The sequence below is a fragment of the Bradyrhizobium sp. U531 genome, assembly GCF_051710265.1.
Classification (GTDB): domain Bacteria; phylum Pseudomonadota; class Alphaproteobacteria; order Rhizobiales; family Xanthobacteraceae; genus Bradyrhizobium.
The window spans coordinates 17,187-35,297 of the sequence record NZ_JASVEN010000017.1 but is presented as its reverse complement, the minus strand read 5'-3'; the positions used below and the strand labels follow the sequence as shown (position 1 = coordinate 35,297).

The window sequence follows — 18,111 nt, the reverse complement described above, 5'->3', positions numbered from 1 at the left end:
TCGCTTCGCTCATCCGGGCTACGGCAGCGTGCCTTACCGCGCCTCCGCCTCGCGCTCCATGTCGCGGCCCGACAGATCCTCGCCCTGCATGTTGGCGTAATCGCGCGCCATCTCACGCATCAGGAATTTCGCCGGCACGTCGTGATAGGTGCCGCGGTCGTTGACATATTGCATGTAGGCGCGGCCCTCGCCGTCGAACGGATGCAGCAGCGCGTCGCTGTGGCCGTCGAAGTCGAGCGGCGCCACGCCGACCTTGGCGCAGAGCGTGTCGTTGAAGGTCGGCGTCGCCTTGCGCCAGGCGCCGTCGACATGCACTTCGGTAAAGCCGTGCCAGGTGAAGATGTCGGTGCCCATGCTGGCGCGCAGCTTCTCCGTGGTGAGATGGTTCTTGACGTCGGCAAAGCCGACTCGCGCGGGAATGTCGTGGACGCGACAGGCGGCGGCATAGAGCGCGGCCTTGCCGACGCAATAGCCTTGCCCCGCAGCGAGCACGCTGGAGGCGCGGAACGTCTCGGCGACGCGCATGCTGACATAGGGGTTATAGCGGATGCCGTCGCGCACCTTCTTGTAGAGCACGCTGGCCTTCTCCCGCGCGTTCGCGTCTGTGCGCACGGCGTCCTTCGCGAATTGCTGCACGGCGGGGTGATCGCTGTCGATGTACTCGCCGGGGTCGGTGTAGAGGCGGCGGATGGTATCGGGGAGGATGTCGGTCATGTCGCGAGTTTAGCAGGCGATCGCCGCGGAACTCAAATCAAGCGATGCGGATGCGCGCTCCGAATTGCGTCGAGGCGCTGCTGCCAACTCACTGGCGATTGCGCATCCAGTCCGCAAGCCCCGAGATCGCCTTGTCCAGCTCCTGCCGTGCAGCGCTATCTGCGATCGTCTCCTCCATCGCGCCGCGCATGCACAGCATCCACGCATCGCGCTCGGCATCTCCGATGGCAAAGCCGATATGGCGCTGCCGCAGCCGCGGATGCCCTTTCTCGGGCGTGTAGAGCTTTGGTCCGCCGGTCCACTCCGTGAGATAGCGCTTCAGCACGCCCGTGATCAAACCGAGATCGTCCGCATGCATGGCGCGGATGATCTTCGCCTCCGGCAGCGTGTCCATGCGCTGGTAGAAACGATCCACCAGGGTCTCGATCGTGGCACTGCCGCCGATCCGCTCGAACATGGAGGTGGTGACGTCGGTGGAGGTCATGAATGGTCCGGATGTTTGCTGCTGGGCTCGCATATAGGGGCGTTGTAGCGCTGCCACAAACTCCGCCGTCGCCCTAAAGCGCCACACTCCGTAGCCCGAAGCTGCGGGCTTCGTTCTGCAGCACCGGTCGCACCGCATCGATCAGCCTTGCGGCCGCAGCATCAACCGACAGCCCCGCCGTATCCACCACCGCCGTCGCGCGTGAATAGAGCGGTTCGCGGCTGAGCAAAATGTTGCGCAGCTCGGCCATGGCGGAGCGATCGTCGGCCATCGGTCGCAGATCGCCCTGGCGGCGCACGCGGGCCATATGCTCTTCCGGTTCTGCTTTGAGCCAGATCGTGTAGAACGAGGTCAGGATCTGGTCGAAGGTGAGCGGCTCCGAGACGATGCCGCCGCCGGTCGCCAGCACCATCAGCTCGTTGCGCGCGAGCAGCTGCTGCAGCGCCGCCTGCTCCATGCGGCGAAAGCCTTCCTGGCCGTAGAGCGCGATGATCTCGGCGACCGAGAGCCCGTTCTGCTGCTCGACCTCCTTGTTGAGCTCGACAAAGCTCCAGCCGATCTTCTTCGCCAGCATCCGCCCGAGCGTGGACTTGCCGGCACCGCGCAGGCCGATCAGCGCGATGCCGCAGAACGGTGCGCGCCGCGGCGCATTGGCGCTGCCGCCGGTAAGAAAATCCTTGGCCTGCGCGATCTGCGCGGGCGTCGCCTTGCGCAGGAGGTCGCGAAACATCTGCCAGTCCGGCGTCGGCTCGGCGCTCGGCAGCAAATCTTCGAGATGCGCGCCCATCGCATCGGAGACGCGGCGCAAGAGCACGATCGAGACGTTGCCCTTGCCGCTCTCGAGCTGCGCGATGTAGCGCTCCGAAATCCCGGAGACCTTGGCGAGCACTTTTCGCGACATGCCGCGCAGCGCGCGCATGGTGCGCACGCGTTGGCCGAGCTGTTCGAGGAAGTGGGATTCGGCGTCGGGACTGTCGGTCATGAGCCTTCTTTAAGGGATGTCCTGCGGCGCATTTTAATGAAACATAATGCCTGCTAGCATTGACAGCAAGCCGCCGCAGTGTCTTTCTATGAATTATAATTCTAAATTCGGGGGAGAAGTCCGTGAGCGAGGGATCCTACAACGCGGTGACCTGGCTGCTCGACCGTAACGTCGCCGAAGGCCGGGGCAACAAGCTGGCCTTCGACGACACCGTCTCGCGGCTCACCTATGGCGAACTCCAGCAGCAAACTTGCCGCGCCGCGAACATGCTGCGCCGGCTCGGCGTCCGCCGCGAGGAGCGTGTCGCGATGATCATGCTGGATACGATCGACTTCCCGGTCGTGTTCCTGGGCGCGATCCGCGCCGGCATCGTGCCGGTGCCGCTCAACACGCTGCTGACCGCGGACCAGTACGCCTACATCCTCGCCGACTGCCGCGCGCGCGTGCTGTTCGTGTCCGAGGCGCTCTATCCTGTCATCAAGGACGTCGTCGGCCGCATGCCCGATCTGGAGCATGTTGTCGTCGCCGGCGCCAAGCAGAACGGGCACAAGCAGCTCACGGAGGAGCTCGCCGGCGAGAGCGACCAGTTCACTACCGCCGCGACGCATCCGGACGAGCCGGCGTTCTGGCTCTATTCGTCCGGCTCGACCGGCATGCCGAAGGGCGTGCGCCACATCCATTCCAATCTGCAGGCGACCGCCGACACCTATGCGAGCCAGGTGCTCGGCATCCGCGAGAGCGACGTGTGCCTGTCGGCGGCAAAGCTGTTCTTCGCCTATGGGCTCGGCAATGCGCTGACCTTCCCGATGTCGGTCGGCGCCAGCGTGATCCTCAACAGCGAGCGGCCGACGCCGGCGCGCATGTTCGACCTGATGAACCGCTACAATCCCTCGATCTTCTACGGCGTGCCGACGCTGTTTGCGGCGATGCTCAACGACGACGCCATGAAAAGCGAGCGCGGCGGCAAGTCTCTGCGTATCTGCACCTCGGCCGGCGAGGCGCTGCCCGAATCCGTCGGCAACAGCTGGAAGTCGCGCTTCGGCGTCGACATTCTCGACGGCGTCGGCTCGACCGAGCTGTTGCATATCTTCCTGTCGAACGCGCCCGGCGACATCAAATACGGCTCCTCGGGCAAGCCGGTGCCGGGCTATGCGGTGCGGCTCGTCAACGAGGCCGGACAGGATGTCGCCGACGGCGAGGTCGGCGAACTGCTGGTCGATGCGCCCTCGGCCGGCGAGGGCTACTGGAATCAGCGCCACAAGAGCCGCCGCACCTTCGAGGGGCCGTGGACCCGCACCGGCGACAAATATGTCAGGGACGGCGAAGGCCGCTACACCTTCTGCGGCCGCGCCGACGACATGTTCAAGGTCTCCGGCATCTGGGTCTCGCCCTTCGAGGTCGAGAGCGCGCTGATCACGCATCCCGCCGTGCTGGAAGCTGCCGTCGTGCCGGAAGCCGATCCGGAAGGCTTGCTGAAACCGAAGGCCTTCGTCGTGCTGCGCCCCGGCGCGACGATTACGGACCTGCAGGAGATGCTGAAAGACCACGTCAAGCAGAAGATCGGCCCGTGGAAATATCCGCGCTGGATCGACGTGGTGGACTCCTTGCCGAAGACGGCGACGGGCAAGATCCAGCGGTTCAAGCTGCGGGAAGGCGCGAATTGATTTCTCGTCATTCCGGGGCGATGCGCAGCATCGAACCCGGAATCTCGAGTCGCAAAACAATCTCGAGATTCCGGATCAGCTCACGCTGCGAGCTGTCCGGAATGACGGAATGAACGGGAACGACAGCATGACCAACCTCACCCCCACCGGCTTCCTCAGCATCGGCGGCGCCAGCCTCGAATATAAATGGCTCGCGCCCGCAGCGGCCGACGCCCCCACCATCGTGATGCTGCATGAAGGTCTCGGCTCGGTCGGCCTCTGGGGAGAACTCCCCGAGAAGCTGCAGCAAGCCACCGGCGCCGGCATCTTCGCCTATTCGCGCGCGGGCTATGGGCAGTCGAGCCCGGTGACGCTGCCGCGGCCGCTCGACTACATGCAGCGCGAGGCGCTGGACGTGCTGCCGAAGATCCTCGATGCGATTCCATTCAAGCGCGGCCTTCTGCTCGGCCATTCCGACGGCGCCTCGATCGCGACCATTTACGCCGGTTCACATCAGGATCACCGTCTGCACGGCGTCGCGCTGATCGCGCCGCATTTCATCGTCGAGGACGTCTCGGTGACGTCGATCGCGGAGATCAAGACGATTTTCGAGACCACCGACCTCAAGGCAAAGCTGGCGCGCTGGCACAAGGACGTCGACAACGCCTTCTACGGCTGGAACGGCGCCTGGCTCGATCCGAAATTCCGCGACTGGGACATTTCCGAATACCTCGCCTATATCCGCGTACCCGTCCTGATCCTGCAGGGCGAGAAAGATCAATATGGGACATTGCGTCAGGTCGAAATTGCCAGGGAAGAGTGCTACTGTCCGGTAGATTTTAAATTCATTTCAGAGGCGGGGCATTCCCCGCATCGTGAAGCGCCGGGGGCGACGCTTGACGCAATTGAGCAATTTGCAAGAGCGGCCCTGCGCGACGATCAGGGACTCCAAGGCCACGCCGCATGACCATGCGGAGGCACATCCATGAATGTGCCTTCACATGTCACCGGCCCGTTGCCGTGGCCGCAATGGGCCCATGTGCCGGGCGAGACCGGCGCGTCCGATGCCGATTCCGAAACGCTGGACCTGGCCAAGGCGCTGGTGCCGTCGGTCTTCCGAGGCTACGTGCCGGCGCGCCATCCGGCACTGCGCTACGGGCTGGCGCTCAACGACCGCGGCTATTTCTGGGAGGCGCAGGAGGTGCTCGAGGCGGTATGGGCGGCTGCGCCCCAGGGCGGCCGCGAGCGTGTCCTGCTGCGCGCCTGCATCCACATCGCCAACGCGAATCTGCGGCTACGCATGCAGAAGTCGCATTCGGCCGCGCGCCTGTTCGGCGATGCGCTGGCGGAGCTGAAGGCGCTGATCTCGCGCAAGGCGGTGGCGGCCGGCGACGGCTTCGTCGAGAGCTTTCCGGTCCCCGCTTTGGTCCTGCTGCTGCAGGCCAAGCTCGGCCGTCCCGAACTCTCCAAGGCCGACTGGATCGCCCTCGGGGCCTCCGCGCGGTCGTAAGCCGCCCATGAAACAAAATGCATGTGAGGTAGCCTAAGGGCTAGACTCGTCCGAAAAGATGCACTATTGTGCATCTAACGCTACGGCGATCATGCATAATCAAGCTCAGGGATGACCCATGGCCGGGGAAGATCGGCGCCTCGCAGGCGGCGCGACATTCATCGATTTCCAGACCGAACCGTCCCGCTACAAGCACTGGAAGCTCGCGGTCGAGGGCGACGTCGCGACGCTGACCATGGACGTCGACGAGAATGGCGGCCTGTTCGAGGGCTATCTGCTCAAGCTCAATTCCTATGATCTCGGCGTCGACATCGAGCTCGCTGATGCGGTCCAGCGCCTGCGCTTCGAGCATCCCGAGGTGAAGGTCGTCTTGATGCGCTCGGCCAAGAACCGCGTGTTCTGCGCCGGCGCCAACATCCGCATGCTCGCGGGCTCCACGCACGCCCACAAGGTCAATTTCTGCAAGTTCACCAACGAGACCCGCAACGGCATGGAAGACTCCTCGGAGAATTCCGGCCAGCGTTTCATCACCGTGGTGAACGGCTCGGCCGCCGGCGGCGGTTATGAGCTGGCGCTCGCGACCGACCACATCATCCTCGCCGACGACGGCTCCTCCGCCGTCGCACTGCCGGAAGTGCCGCTGCTCGCGGTGCTGCCGGGCACCGGCGGTCTCACCCGCGTCGTCGACAAGCGCAAGGTGCGCCGAGACCACGCCGATTTCTTCTGCACCATCGAAGAGGGCGTGAAGGGCAAGCGCGCGGTGCAGTGGCGCCTCGTCGACGAGATCGCGCCGAACTCCAAGCTCGAGGCCAAGATCGCCGAGCGCGCCAAGGAATTCGCGGCGGCCTCCAAGCGCAAGGGCAGCGGCAAGGGCATCGCGCTGACGCCGCTGCAGCGCGTGATCGACGAGAACAGCATCCGTTACGGCTTCGTCACCGTCGATATCGATCGCACTGCCCGCATCGCCACTCTCTCGATCAAGGCGCCGGAGGCGGCGCCGCCCGCCGACATCGACGGCATGATGGCGCAGGGTGCCGCGTTCTGGCCGCTGCAGGTCGCGCGCGAGCTCGACGATGCCATCCTGCATTTGCGCATCAATGAGCTCGAGATCGCCATGCTGGTGTTCAAGAGCCATGGCGACCGCGCTTCAGTGCTCGCGAATGATGCCTTCCTCGAAGCCAACAAGGCGCATTGGCTGGTCAACGAAATCAGGCATTACTGGAAGCGCGTGCTCAAGCGCATCGACGTTACCTCGCGCACGCTGGTGACCTTGGTCGAGCCCGGTTCCTGCTTTGCCGGCACGCTCGCCGAGCTCGTCTTCGCCGCCGACCGCTCCTACATGCTGATCGGCACCCGCCAGGGCGACAACCGACCGCCGCCGTCGATCGAGCTCTCCGCCATGAATTTCGGACCCTATCCGATGAGCCATGGCCTGACCCGGCTGCAATCGCGCTTCCAGGCTGACCCGTCCGACGTCGAGCGCGCGGAAGCAACGCTTGGCACCAGCCTCGACGCCGAGCAGGCCGAGGAGCTCGGCCTCGTCACCTTCGCGCTCGACGACATCGATTGGGACGACGAGGTCCGCGTGTTTCTGGAGGAGCGCGCCAGCTTCTCGCCCGACAGTCTCACCGGCATGGAAGCGAGCCTGCGCTTCGTCGGCCCCGAGACGATGGAGTCGAAGATCTTCTCGCGCCTGACGGCCTGGCAGAACTGGATATTCCAGCGCCCCAACGCCGTCGGCGAGGAAGGCGCGCTGCGCCGCTACGGCAGCGGCCAGAAGCCGAAATTCGATATGACGCGGGTGTAGCAGGTTTGTGTCCCGGGCGCGCTGCGGCATGCAATGCCGCTGCGCAGAACCGGGACCCAGAGAGACGAGACAATAGGTCCCGGCTCAGCAGTGCAGCACTTCGCGCCGCACTGCGTCCGGGACACGAGACCGATCAAGGAGCACGGCCATGAACATGAACATCATGAACGTCGACTACTCGACCAAGATTCCGAACAACGTCAATCTCGCCGAAGACCGCCAGGTACTGAAAGCCTTGGAAGGCTGGCATCCCGGCTACATGGACTGGTGGAAAGATATGGGGCCTGAGGGCTTCCAGGAATCGCTGGTCTATTTGCGCACCGCCTATTCGGTCGATCCGCGCGGCTGGGCCAAGTTCGACTATGTGCGCATGCCCGAATATCGCTGGGGCATCTTGCTGGCGCCGCAGGAAGAGAACCGCGTCGTGCCGTTCGGCGAGCATTACGGCGAGCCGGCATGGCAGGAAGTCCCGGGCGAGCATCGCGCCATGCTGCGCCGCCTGATCGTGATCCAGGGCGACACCGAGCCGGCCTCGGTCGAGCAGCAACGCCATCTCGGCAAGACCGCGCCGTCGCTCTACGACATGCGCAATCTGTTCCAGGTCAATGTCGAGGAAGGCCGCCATCTCTGGGCGATGGTCTATCTGCTGCAGAAATATTTCGGCCGCGACGGGCGCGAGGAAGCCGATGATCTGCTCCGCCGCCGCTCCGGCGATGCCGACGCGCCGCGCATGCTCGGCGCCTTCAACGAAGCGACGCCGGACTGGCTGTCTTTCTTCATGTTCACTTACTTCACCGACCGCGACGGCAAGATGCAGCTGCACAGCCTCGCGCAGTCGGGCTTCGATCCCTTGTCGCGCACCTGCCGCTTCATGCTGACCGAAGAAGCGCACCACATGTTCGTCGGCGAGACCGGCATCACCCGCGTCGTGCAGCGCACCTGCGATGCGATGCGCGAGGCCGGCATCACCGATCCCACCGACATCGCCAAGGTCCGCGCGCTCGGGGTGATCGATCTTCCGACCATCCAGAAGAAGCTGAACCTGCACTACACGCTGTCGCTCGATCTGTTCGGCTCCGAGGTCTCGACCAACGCGGCCAACGCCTTCAACGCCGGCATCAAGGGCCGCTATCACGAGACCCAGATCGAGGACGACCATCAGCTCAAGAACTCCACCTATCCGGTGCTCAAGCTGATCAACGGCGAGATCAAGCTGGTCGACGAGCCGGCGCTGACCGCGCTCAACATGCGCCTGCGCGACGATTACAGCCAAGACTGCGTCAAGGGCATGCTGCGCTGGAACAAGGTGATCACGACCGCGGGCTATGATTTCCAGCTCAAGCTGCCGAACGTCGCCTTCCATCGCCACATCGGCGAGTTCAAGGGCATCCATGCGACGCCCGACGGCCTCTTGATCGACGATGCGACCTGGGCGAAGCGCAAGGATGATTGGCTGCCCTCGACCGCCGACGGCGACTTCATCACCTCGCTGATGCAGCCCGTCACTGAGCAAGGCAAGTTCGCCTCCTGGATCTCGCCGCCGAAGATCGGCATCGACAACAAGCCCGGCGATTTCGAGTACGTGAAGATCGAGTCGTAAGGGGGAGGGCGAACGCTCTTGCCACACGAGGACTGTCATCACCCGCGAAGGCGGGTGATCCAGTATTCCAGAGGCAATTGTTGTTAAGCCGCGAAGCCGCGGCGTACTGGATGCCCCGCCTTCGCGGGGCATGACAGCGGTGTGTGTGGTAAGTGCGGAGCGTAAGCAGCCCCCCGCTTACCCCGCTATCTCCAGCCCCGCATTGGCGTAAACCACGCCGCCGTCGACCGCGATGGTGTTGCCGACCACATAATCCCCCGCGCGCGAGGCGAGATAGATGGCGACGCCCGCCATGTCCTCGTCGCTGCCGATCCGCCGTGCCGGAATGCGCTTGGCGACCTCGTCCGAATGGTCGCGCGCGGCGCGGTTCATGTCGGACTTGAAGGCGCCCGGCGCGATCGCGGTGACGTTGATGTTGTCCTTGACCAGCTTGGTCGCCATGCGCCGGGTCAGATGGATCACGGCGGCCTTGCTGGCGGCGTAGGAATAGGTCTCGCTCGGATTGACGAAGATGCCGTCGACCGAGGCGATGTTGATCACCTTCGCCGGGCTGTCGGCGCGCGCGGCGGCGCGCAGCGGCTTCGCCAGCGCCTTGGTCAGGAAGAACAGCGACTTCACGTTCAGGTCCATCACCTTGTCCCAGCCGCTTTCGGGGAATTCGTCGAACTCCGCGCCCCAGGCCGCGCCGGCATTGTTGACGAGGATGTCGAGCTTCGGCTCGAGCTTGATGATTTCGGAAGCGAGCCTGTCGCAGCCTTCGATGGTGGAGATGTCGATCGGCAGCGCGATGCATTCGCCGTCATATTGCGCGCTGAGCTCCTTGGCCGTGGCCTCGCACGGTCCGGCCTTGCGCGCGGTGATGTAGACCTTGGCCGCGCCGGCGCTGAGAAATCCCGCCGCGATCATCTTGCCGATGCCACGCGAGCCGCCGGTCACCAATGCGACGCGGCCTTTGAGCGAGAACAGATCCTTGAACATGATGCCTCCCTTGGTTGGCGCTGTTTTGGGCGGGGCGGGGAGGGGAGTCAAGGAAGGGACTGGATGGAAGTGTGGCGCGACGGCGGTCACACCAACTCGGTGTCGTCCCTGCGCACGCAGGGACCCATAACCACAGGAAGCAGTTTGGGGAAGATTGATCGCTCGGTACGCCTACCAACGGCGATCGATAAATTCCGCGGTATGGGTCCCCGCGTGCGCGGGGACGACAGCCGAGAATGCGGCCTACGCCGCCGCGATCCGGCGAAAGCCGTTCCACATCGCGGTCGCCGCGCCCGAGGTCAGCACCGGCAGGATGCGCGCGTCCTGGTAATTGCCGTTGAGCGAGACGCGGGGCAGCGCCGTCATCTGGCCGGCGTTCTCGGCGAACAGCATGCCGGGCCGCGTCGTCACCGCGGTCTTGAATCCGGCCGTCGCGGCCAGGCCGAATTCACGCGTGCCTGCGGCTTCGCGGTCGCCATAGGGATAGGCGAGATGCAGCACGGGACGCTGCAGCGCCTGCTCGATCCGCGCCCGGCTCGTGGCCAGCTCCTGCGCGGCGACGTCTTCCGCCAGCTTGGCGAGGTTGCAATGGCTGACGCTATGCGCGCCGATCGTCACCAGGGGATCGTCGGCAAAGGCCTTCAGCTCGGTCCAGGACAGGCAGAGGCTGCGGCACAAGGCCGCCAGGTCCACCTCATATCTCGTGCACAGCGCCTCGATCTCGCGCGTCAGATCGTGCTCGCCCGGCAGCGCGCGCAGCCAGTCGTGCAGGCGGTCATAGGCGGCCTGCTTGGCCGCGGGCGTCGTCGCATCGAGACGCAGCGCGGAATGCCCGATCGTGATGTCGATCTGCTCGGCCTTGGCGATCACGGCTTCCAGCGCCGCCCACCACAGCCGTCCCGTGCCTTCGGCAAAATCGCTCGCGACATAGACGGTCATGGGCGCGTCGAATTCGCGCAGGACCGGCAAAGCGTGATCGACATTGTCGCGATAGCCGTCGTCCAGGGTGAAGGCGGCGAAGCGGCGCTCGAACCGGCCCTGCACCAGCCGCTCATGCAGCTCGTCCATGGTGACGATGTCGATGTCGCGCGAGCGCAGATGACAGAGCGTGGCGCGCAGGAATTCGGGGGTGACCTCGAGGTGCCGGTTCGGCTGGAACGCGGCCTCGCGGGCCGGCCGGACGTGGTGCAGCATGAAAATGGCGCCGACGCCCGACAGAAGCGGGCGCAGCAGATGGTGCGCCCCGCTGAAATAGAGTGCTCCCAGCCCGGCGCGGATGACGTTGTTACGGAGTTGTTTCATGACCGGCTGGCGGACTTTGGCATTCCGCCTTCAACTTACGGAAGAACCCTTGAAGAAAAAGTTATTCCAATTGTCCAGCCGGTGCCTTCGGAAGGGCGCCATTTCCGGTTTGACAGCCTGCCAAGGGTTTGTTTTGTCTCCGGTTCCAGAGTTCGGGTCGTCGAATGCAGAAGCTTTTCAGGTGGGCCAGCAAATGGTGGCCGGGGTTAATTCCCCTGGCCGTCATGTGGGGATTTGCGGGCTGGAATAATACCTTACCGGTCGAGGCCGACCTGTCGGCCCGCAGCTCGGCGGCGCTGAAAGGGACCGTTCTGGACAAGACCCGGATCGCGGTGGACGGCCGCGACGTCAGCCTGGTGGCGGATGCCTTCTCCGAGGAGGGGCGCCGCGACGCCGTCGTGGCGGTCGAGACCGTCCCCGGGGTGCGCCTGGTGGACGACCGGACCCGTCTTGTTCCCGAGGCCAAGCCGTTCGTCTGGAACGCCGAGCGCGACGTGGTGCGGGTGACGCTGTCGGGCTCCGCGCCGCTGCCGTCGATGAAGGGGCGCCTGACCGAGGCGGCCCGCAAGGAGGTCGGCGGCGTCGAGGTGGCCGACCAGATGGGGCTGGCGCGGGGCGCGCCGCCGCGCTTCGAGGCGGCCGCCATGCTGCTGCTCGACCAGATCGGCAGGCTCAAGGACGGCAAGATCACGATCACGGACACCAAGGTCAATCTGTCCGGCATGGCGCGCGATCTCGGCGGCCGCGAGGCGATCGCCACGGCGCTGAAGAACCTGCCCGAGGGCTTTTCGATCGCGGCCAACGACATCAAGGCGCCGCCTTACATCTTCCAGGCCTACAAGGATCCGGTCGCTGCGACGGTGACGCTGACGGGCTATGTGCCCGACAACACCATCCACGCGGCGATCGCCACCAGCGCCGCACGGAAATTCTTCACGGAGAAGGTCGTCGACAACCTCAAGGCCAGCATCGGCGCGCCCGGCTCCTTCAACACCGCCGTGGTCGCCGCGCTCGGCGCGCTGTCGCGACTGTCCACCGGCACGCTCGTCGTCTCCGACCGCGAGGTGAAGCTGTCGGGCGATGCGCTCTATGAAGGTGCCGCCAACGACATCCGCTCAGGGCTCGGCAAGGACTTCCCGAAGAACTGGCAGTACAAGCCGGAGATCACCGTGAAGCCCGCGGCGGGCCCGGTCGACGGCACCGTGTGCCAGCAATTGTTCACGGACCTCCTGGCCAAGGGCAAGATCCGCTTTGCCGCCAAGCGCGCCGACATCGATCCGGATTCCGCCGCCATCCTCGATCACCTGATCGAGACGGCGCTGCGCTGTCCCAACACCAATGTCGAGGTCGCCGGACACACCGATGCCGACGGCGAGGACGGCTTCAACCGGGCTCTCTCGGAGAAGCGCGCGCAAGCGGTGATCGACTATCTGGTCAAGGCCGGCCTGCCTGCCAGCCGCTTCACCGCGGTCGGGCACGGCAGCACGCAGCCCGTCGCCGGCAACGACACCGACGAAGGCAAGGCGCAGAACCGCCGCATCGAATTTCTGGTGAGGTGACGATGCCCTATCTCGTCTCGTTTCATCTGGGTTGGCTGATCGGCTCGGTGCTACTCGGCTTCTGCATGGGCTGGATCTCGGTGGTCCAGCGCGGCAACGGCACCTCGAAGGTGACGGCGCGCTGGCTCGCCGCGCTTGCCGTCGCCCTGGTCGCGGCCTCGTTCGCCCATGTCGTCCCCGGCCGCTTCGGCTACTGGCTCGACCTTGGGCTGATCATGTTCGCCTGCTACCTCGTCGGCTGCACCATCGGCGCCTGGCTGCGCGACCGCGTGGTCGCGCGCAGCATGCGGGCCGGCTGAGCCGGCGGCTCCGTAAGGATCGGACCCGCGCCTGCCGGCGTTGCGAGCCGGCACCCCCGGCCCCGCTTTTGGGGCCGCGACCTTCCGGCGCATCGGATAATCCGTGAACGATGCCCCGGATACCCCCTCTTTCAACAGGCGGGTGCCGCCCCTAGATTGATTTCGACTTAAGGCGTGAAGGAACATTGCGCGGCCGAAATCATCAAAACTTCATGGCGCCTGCGCAGGATCACCATGGAGATTCGCGTCAAGCCTTGCCGCTAGAGGCGCCAAACCGTGCATCAGGAGCCCGCAACCCTGCCTAAAATATTGAAGGCACGTGTTTTTGTTCGAATTGGCGAATTCCACTGCGCCCGAAAACGCGCTAGTGGAGGGGCAGGGGGCATGCGCGATACCGGAGCCGGCGGCGAGGGGTCGTCAAGTGCCTGTGCGTCGTCCGCCTGTCCGCCGGCCATTCTGGCCGCTGAAGCGTTGTTCGAGGTCTAGATGCTGGAAGCCATACGCAGGGCGACGTCGTTTCTGCGCGAGAAGCAAATCCTGCATAAGCTTGGCGTTGTGGTCAGCGTCGCGGTCATCGGCATCGCTTGCTATGTGCTCTACCACATGCTGCGGGGCATCGATGTCAACGAGGTCCTCGAAGCGATCAAGAGCACCGAGCCGAGCCAGATCGCGATGGCGGGGCTGTTCGTCGCCGCGGGCTATTTCACGCTGACCTTCTACGACCTGTTCGCCGTGCGTGCGATCGGCCATGCCCATGTGCCCTATCGCATCAACGCGCTCGCGGCCTTCACTTCCTACTCGATCGGCCACAATGTCGGCGCCTCTGTCTTCACCGGCGGCGCGGTGCGCTATCGGATCTATTCGGCCTATGGGCTGAACGCGATCGACGTCGCCAAGATCTGCTTCCTCGCCGGCCTGACCTTCTGGCTCGGCAACGCCGCAGTGCTCGGCCTCGGCATCTCCTATCACCCCGAGGCTGCCGCCTCGATCGACCAGCTTCCGCCATGGCTGAACCGGGTGCTGGCGCTGACGATCATTACCGGCCTTGTCGGCTACGTGGTCTGGGTCTGGACCCATCCGCGCGTGGTCGGCCGCGGGCCCTGGACGGTCGTGCTGCCGGGCGGCCCGCTGACGCTGCTCCAGATCGCGATCGGCATCATCGATCTCGGTTTCTGCGCGCTCGCGATGTACGTGCTGGTCCCGGACGAGCCCAATCTCGGCTTCGTCGTGGTCGCGGTGATCTTCGTCTCGGCGACGCTGCTCGGCTTCGCCAGCCATTCGCCCGGCGGGCTCGGCGTGTTCGACGCCGCCATGCTGGTCGGGCTCTGGCAGATGGACCGCGAGGAACTGCTCGGCGGCATGCTGCTGTTCCGTGTCCTCTATTATCTGTCGCCCTTCGTCATTTCTGTAATCTTGCTAACGTTTCGCGAAGTTATCATCGGCGCGCGATCGAAGCGCCTGCAGCAGGCGGCGCTCAAACTCGACCCCGGCCCCGCGCCTGAAGCCGCTTATGTGAGAGAGCGAAGCGACGGCGCCAAGTCTTAACACGAGGGTCTTAGGACAAGCCCTTCAGGAGAAGTCCGCCCGATGGCGATCGACGCCCCCTCTTCTCCCGCCGCTCAGCCCTGGTCCGACCGGCTGCGGCATTCGACCGTCATCTTGATTGCGGCGGCGCTGGCGCTGTCCGTCGTGGTCTCGCTCGGCGAATTGTCGGCGCTGCACGCCGCGATCGTATTCCTCTGTATCGCCGCGGCGGCACTGATCCCGTGGCGGCTGCATGATCCCGCAACGTCGCGCGACGACGCCAGGCGCATCAACCCGGTCGAGAGCGCGGCGGTGGCCGCGGTCGTCGCCGGCATGCCCGATCCCGCCGTGCTGCTCGACCGCGCCGGCCGTGTCCTCCACCTCAATGTCGCCGCGTCCCAGCTCGCGCCGGCGCTGCGCAGGAACGAGCTCGCCCAGTTCGCGCTGCGCTCGCCGGAGATCATCACTGCGCTGCGCGAGGCGATCGCGACCACCGAGCCGCGGCGCGCGACCTATCTCGATCATGTCCCGGTCGATCGCTGGATGGAGCTCATGATCACTCCGGTGCCGGTGCCGACCAGCTTCGGCGGCGCCGACAAATGCATGCTGATGACCTTCCACGACCAGACGCCGCTGCGCCGGGTCGAGGAGATGCGCGCCGACTTCGTCGCCAATGCCAGCCACGAGCTGCGGACGCCGCTGGCCGCGCTGTCGGGCTTCATCGACACGCTGCAGGGCCAGGCCAAGGACGATCCCAAGGCGCGCGAGCGCTTCCTCGGCATCATGCACAACCAGGCCACCCGCATGGCGCGCCTGATCGACGATCTGTTGTCGCTGTCGCGGGTCGAGCTGTCGGCCCATGTCCGGCCCGACACCCTGGTCGACCTGTTGCCGATCATCCGCCAGGTCGCCGACGGGCTGGAGCCGCTGGCGCGCGAGCGCCAGGTCGCGGTCGAGATCCATCTGCCGGACGAGCCGGTGATGATCGCGGGCGACCGTGAGGAATTGCTCCGCCTGTTCGAGAATCTGGTCGAGAACGCACTCAAATACGGCGCCTCGGGCGGACGCGTCATCGTGTCGCTGAAATCGGCCGCGGCTCCTGATGGAACTGAGGAAATCCGGATCATGGTCCGCGATTTCGGCCCCGGCATCGCGCCAGAACACCTGCCGCGGCTGACCGAACGGTTCTACCGCGTGGACGTCGGCGACAGCCGCTCGCAGGGCGGAACCGGGCTCGGATTATCGCTGGTGAAACATATTCTTAACCGCCATCGCGGCCGGCTTCTGATCGAGAGTGTGCCCAAGCAGGGCGCCACTTTCAGCGCCTGTTTTCCTCAGACCAAGACTTTCGTCTAAGGCATAAATCGAAGCGATTTCAATCGCTTGGCTGTGTCATCCGACTGTCACGAAACCTTCGTAAAAGCACAGCCGACCGCTCCTAAAGGGGCGGTGCGGGGAGCGCGATCGGGCGCGGATGGCGCTTCGCTCCCCCCAAGGAGACCAGCATGAATTTCCTCAAGACAATGGTCGCTGCCGGCATGGTCGCCGCATCGACGACGGTGGCGTTTGCCGCCGACATCACCGGCGCAGGCGCGACGTTCCCGTTCCCGGTCTATTCGAAGTGGGCTGACGCCTACAAAAAGGAGACCGGCAACGGTCTGAACTACCAGTCGATCGGTTCCGGCGGCGGCATCAAGCAGATCCAGGCCAAGACCGTGACGTTCGGCGCCAGCGATGCCCCGCTCAAGGCCGAGCAGCTCGAGAAGGACGGCCTCGTGCAGTGGCCGATGGTGATGGGCGCCATCGTTCCCGTCGTCAACCTCGAGGGCGTGAAGCCCGGCGAGATGGTGTTCGACGGCGAGACCCTCGCCAGCATCTACCTCGGCAAGATCACCAAGTGGGACGACGCCGCGATCAAGAAGCTCAATCCGAACGTGAAGCTGCCCTCGGACGCCATCACCGTGGTGCGCCGTTCGGACGGCTCGGGCACCACCTTCAACTTCACCAACTACCTCGCCAAGGCCAGCGCCGACTGGAAGAGCAAGGTCGGTGAGGGCACCGCGGTCGAGTGGCCGGTCGGCGTCGGCGCCAAGGGCAACGAAGGCGTGTCGGGCAACATCAGCCAGACCAAGAACTCGATCGGCTATGTCGAGTACGCCTATGCCAAGCAGAACAAGCTGACCTACACCGGTCTCGTCAACAAGGCCGGCAAGCCGGTGCAGCCGACCGTCGAAGCTTTCCAGGCGGCCGCTTCCAATGCCGACTGGGCCAAGGCGCCCGGCTACTACGTCATCCTGACCGACCAGCCCGGCGAGAAGTCCTGGCCGATCACGGCGGCGACCTTCATCCTCATGCACAAGGATGCCACCGACAAGGCGGCCTCGCAGGAAGCCATCAAGTTCTTCCGCTGGGCCTTCAAGAACGGCGGCAAGGCGGCTGAAGAGCTCGACTACATCCCGATGCCCGAAGGCGTCGTGACCCTGATCGAGAAGACCTGGGCTGCCGAGATCAAGAGCTGAGGCAAGCTCTCGCGTCCCGGACGCGCTGCAGCCCTGGCGATGCAAAGCATCGTCCAGTGCGCTGCAGCGCTGAGCCGGGACCCACAAGAACTGGGCCCCGGATCAGCGGCGCACCGCTTCGCGCTGCACCGTATCCGGGGCACGGGACCCAACAGGCAAGAACAAGTATAGTCAGTACAGGGGATCGGCGTGGCAGAGATGGCCGTTCAGAGCGATATAATCGACGACGCCGGACCGTATGACCGCGCCAAGGCCTTGAGCGCGTTCAAGCTCGGCGACGTCACCTTCTACTGGATCACGCGGCTGTCCGCGATCTCGGTGCTGCTGATCCTCGGCGGCATCATCGTCTCGCTGATCGTCGGCGCGTTCCCGGCGATGAAGGAATACGGCTTCTCCTTCCTGTGGACGCAGCGCTGGGCGCCGTCCGCCGATCCGCCGGTGCTCGGCGCGCTCGGGCCGATGTACGGCACGCTCGTCACCTCCTTCATCGCGATGCTCATCGCCATTCCCGTCGGTATCGGCATTGCGATCTTCCTCACCGAGCTCTGCCCGCAATGGCTGCGCCGCCCGATCGGCATGGCGGTCGAGCTGCTCGCCGGCATTCCCTCGATCATCTACGGCATGTGGGGCTTCTTCGTGCTGGGCCCGTTCCTGGCCAACACCTTCCAGCCGTTCATGATCAAGATCTTCGACGGCGTGCCCGTGCTGGGCGCGATCTTCGCAGGTCCCCCGTCCTATCTCAGCACGTTCAACGCCGCGCTGATCCTTGCCATCATGGTGCTGCCCTTCATCACCTCGATCTCGGTCGACGTGTTCAAGACGGTGCCGCCGGTCCTGAAGGAGGCCGCCTACGGCGTCGGCTGCACCACATGGGAAGTCGTCCGCAGCGTGGTGATCCCCTACACCCGCGTCGGCATCATCGGCGGCGTCATGCTGGCGCTGGGCCGCGCGCTCGGCGAGACGATGGCGGTGACCTTCATCATCGGCAACTCGTTCCGCATCTCCTCATCGATCTTCGCGCCGGGCACCACGATCTCGGCGGCGATCGCATCCGAGTTCGCCGAGAGCGACGGCCTGCACCAGTCCGGCCTGATCCTGCTCGGCCTGTTGCTGTTCGTGCTGACGTTCTTCGTGCTGGCCGCCGCGCGGCTGATGCTGATGCGGCTCGACAAGAAGGCGGGGAAGTAACG

The 18,111-nt window shown here is 65.0% G+C and carries 16 protein-coding genes; 11 read left to right on the top strand and 5 right to left on the bottom strand.

The genetic code is table 11. The features are described 5' to 3' along the window. Positions 1–33 precede the first annotated feature (33 nt). The 3 genes from QRQ56_RS38185 to QRQ56_RS38175 all read right to left on the bottom strand — a co-directional run bounded on the left by QRQ56_RS38185 (position 34) and on the right by QRQ56_RS38175 (position 2,180). The gene (locus tag QRQ56_RS38185) at positions 34–714 is read right to left on the bottom strand and encodes a transglutaminase-like domain-containing protein (RefSeq protein WP_438746916.1); all 681 of its coding nucleotides are present in this window, start codon (positions 712–714) and stop codon (positions 34–36) included. An 88-nt stretch (positions 715–802) separates the two neighbouring features. Then, positions 803–1,198, bottom strand: coding sequence for a group II truncated hemoglobin (locus QRQ56_RS38180; RefSeq protein ID WP_438746915.1), 396 nt, complete (start codon positions 1,196–1,198; stop codon positions 803–805). 73 nt (positions 1,199–1,271) lie between these two features. Next, on the bottom strand, positions 1,272–2,180 hold the full coding sequence (locus QRQ56_RS38175) for a helix-turn-helix transcriptional regulator (RefSeq protein ID WP_438746914.1): 909 nt from the start codon (positions 2,178–2,180) through the stop codon (positions 1,272–1,274). A gap of 122 nt (positions 2,181–2,302) precedes the next feature. Here QRQ56_RS38175 and QRQ56_RS38170 point away from each other — a divergent pair, with 122 nt between their 5' ends. From QRQ56_RS38170 to boxB, 5 genes are all read left to right on the top strand, one after another. Further along, entirely contained in the window at positions 2,303–3,844 is a 1,542-nt protein-coding gene (locus tag QRQ56_RS38170) for a benzoate-CoA ligase family protein (RefSeq protein ID WP_438746913.1), read from the top strand. A gap of 109 nt (positions 3,845–3,953) precedes the next feature. Next, complete coding sequence (locus QRQ56_RS38165; protein ID WP_438746912.1) at positions 3,954–4,790, top strand: alpha/beta fold hydrolase; 837 nt, start codon at positions 3,954–3,956, stop codon at positions 4,788–4,790. A gap of 18 nt (positions 4,791–4,808) precedes the next feature. Next, the gene (locus QRQ56_RS38160) at positions 4,809–5,333 is read left to right on the top strand and encodes a DUF309 domain-containing protein (RefSeq protein ID WP_438746910.1); all 525 of its coding nucleotides are present in this window, start codon (positions 4,809–4,811) and stop codon (positions 5,331–5,333) included. A gap of 118 nt (positions 5,334–5,451) precedes the next feature. Then, positions 5,452–7,140, top strand: coding sequence for a 2,3-epoxybenzoyl-CoA dihydrolase (gene boxC, locus QRQ56_RS38155; RefSeq protein ID WP_438746909.1), 1,689 nt, complete (start codon positions 5,452–5,454; stop codon positions 7,138–7,140). A gap of 148 nt (positions 7,141–7,288) precedes the next feature. After that, positions 7,289–8,740, top strand: coding sequence for a benzoyl-CoA 2,3-epoxidase subunit BoxB (boxB, locus tag QRQ56_RS38150; protein WP_438746908.1), 1,452 nt, complete (start codon positions 7,289–7,291; stop codon positions 8,738–8,740). Positions 8,741–8,917: 177 nt separating this feature from the next. On the opposite strand, the gene QRQ56_RS38145 is transcribed toward boxB, so the two are convergent. Both QRQ56_RS38145 and QRQ56_RS38140 read right to left on the bottom strand, forming a co-directional pair. Beyond that, complete coding sequence (locus QRQ56_RS38145; protein ID WP_438746906.1) at positions 8,918–9,718, bottom strand: SDR family NAD(P)-dependent oxidoreductase; 801 nt, start codon at positions 9,716–9,718, stop codon at positions 8,918–8,920. Between the two features lie 243 nt (positions 9,719–9,961). After that, positions 9,962–11,020, bottom strand: a complete 1,059-nt coding sequence (locus QRQ56_RS38140) for a polysaccharide deacetylase family protein (RefSeq protein ID WP_438746905.1) — start codon at positions 11,018–11,020, stop codon at positions 9,962–9,964. A 164-nt stretch (positions 11,021–11,184) separates the two neighbouring features. Between QRQ56_RS38140 and QRQ56_RS38135 the strand changes: the two genes are divergently transcribed. From QRQ56_RS38135 to pstC, 6 genes are all read left to right on the top strand, one after another. Then, positions 11,185–12,579 carry an OmpA family protein gene (locus tag QRQ56_RS38135; RefSeq protein ID WP_438746904.1) on the top strand — a complete coding sequence of 465 codons (1,395 nt, stop codon included), beginning with the start codon at positions 11,185–11,187 and terminating at the stop codon, positions 12,577–12,579. A gap of 2 nt (positions 12,580–12,581) precedes the next feature. Continuing rightward, the gene (locus tag QRQ56_RS38130) at positions 12,582–12,878 is read left to right on the top strand and encodes a hypothetical protein (RefSeq protein ID WP_438746903.1); all 297 of its coding nucleotides are present in this window, start codon (positions 12,582–12,584) and stop codon (positions 12,876–12,878) included. Between the two features lie 486 nt (positions 12,879–13,364). After that, on the top strand, positions 13,365–14,423 hold the full coding sequence (locus QRQ56_RS38125) for a UPF0104 family protein (RefSeq protein ID WP_438746902.1): 1,059 nt from the start codon (positions 13,365–13,367) through the stop codon (positions 14,421–14,423). Positions 14,424–14,465: 42 nt separating this feature from the next. After that, complete coding sequence (locus tag QRQ56_RS38120) at positions 14,466–15,758, top strand: ATP-binding protein (protein WP_438746901.1); 1,293 nt, start codon at positions 14,466–14,468, stop codon at positions 15,756–15,758. A 149-nt stretch (positions 15,759–15,907) separates the two neighbouring features. After that, positions 15,908–16,921: a phosphate ABC transporter substrate-binding protein PstS gene (gene pstS, locus QRQ56_RS38115; RefSeq protein ID WP_438746900.1), complete on the top strand. Its 1,014-nt coding sequence runs from the start codon at positions 15,908–15,910 to the stop codon at positions 16,919–16,921. Between the two features lie 198 nt (positions 16,922–17,119). Then, positions 17,120–18,109 (top strand): phosphate ABC transporter permease subunit PstC, encoded by a 990-nt coding sequence (gene pstC, locus QRQ56_RS38110; protein ID WP_438746949.1) that lies wholly within the window; start codon positions 17,120–17,122, stop codon positions 18,107–18,109. Positions 18,110–18,111: the final 2 nt, after the last annotated feature.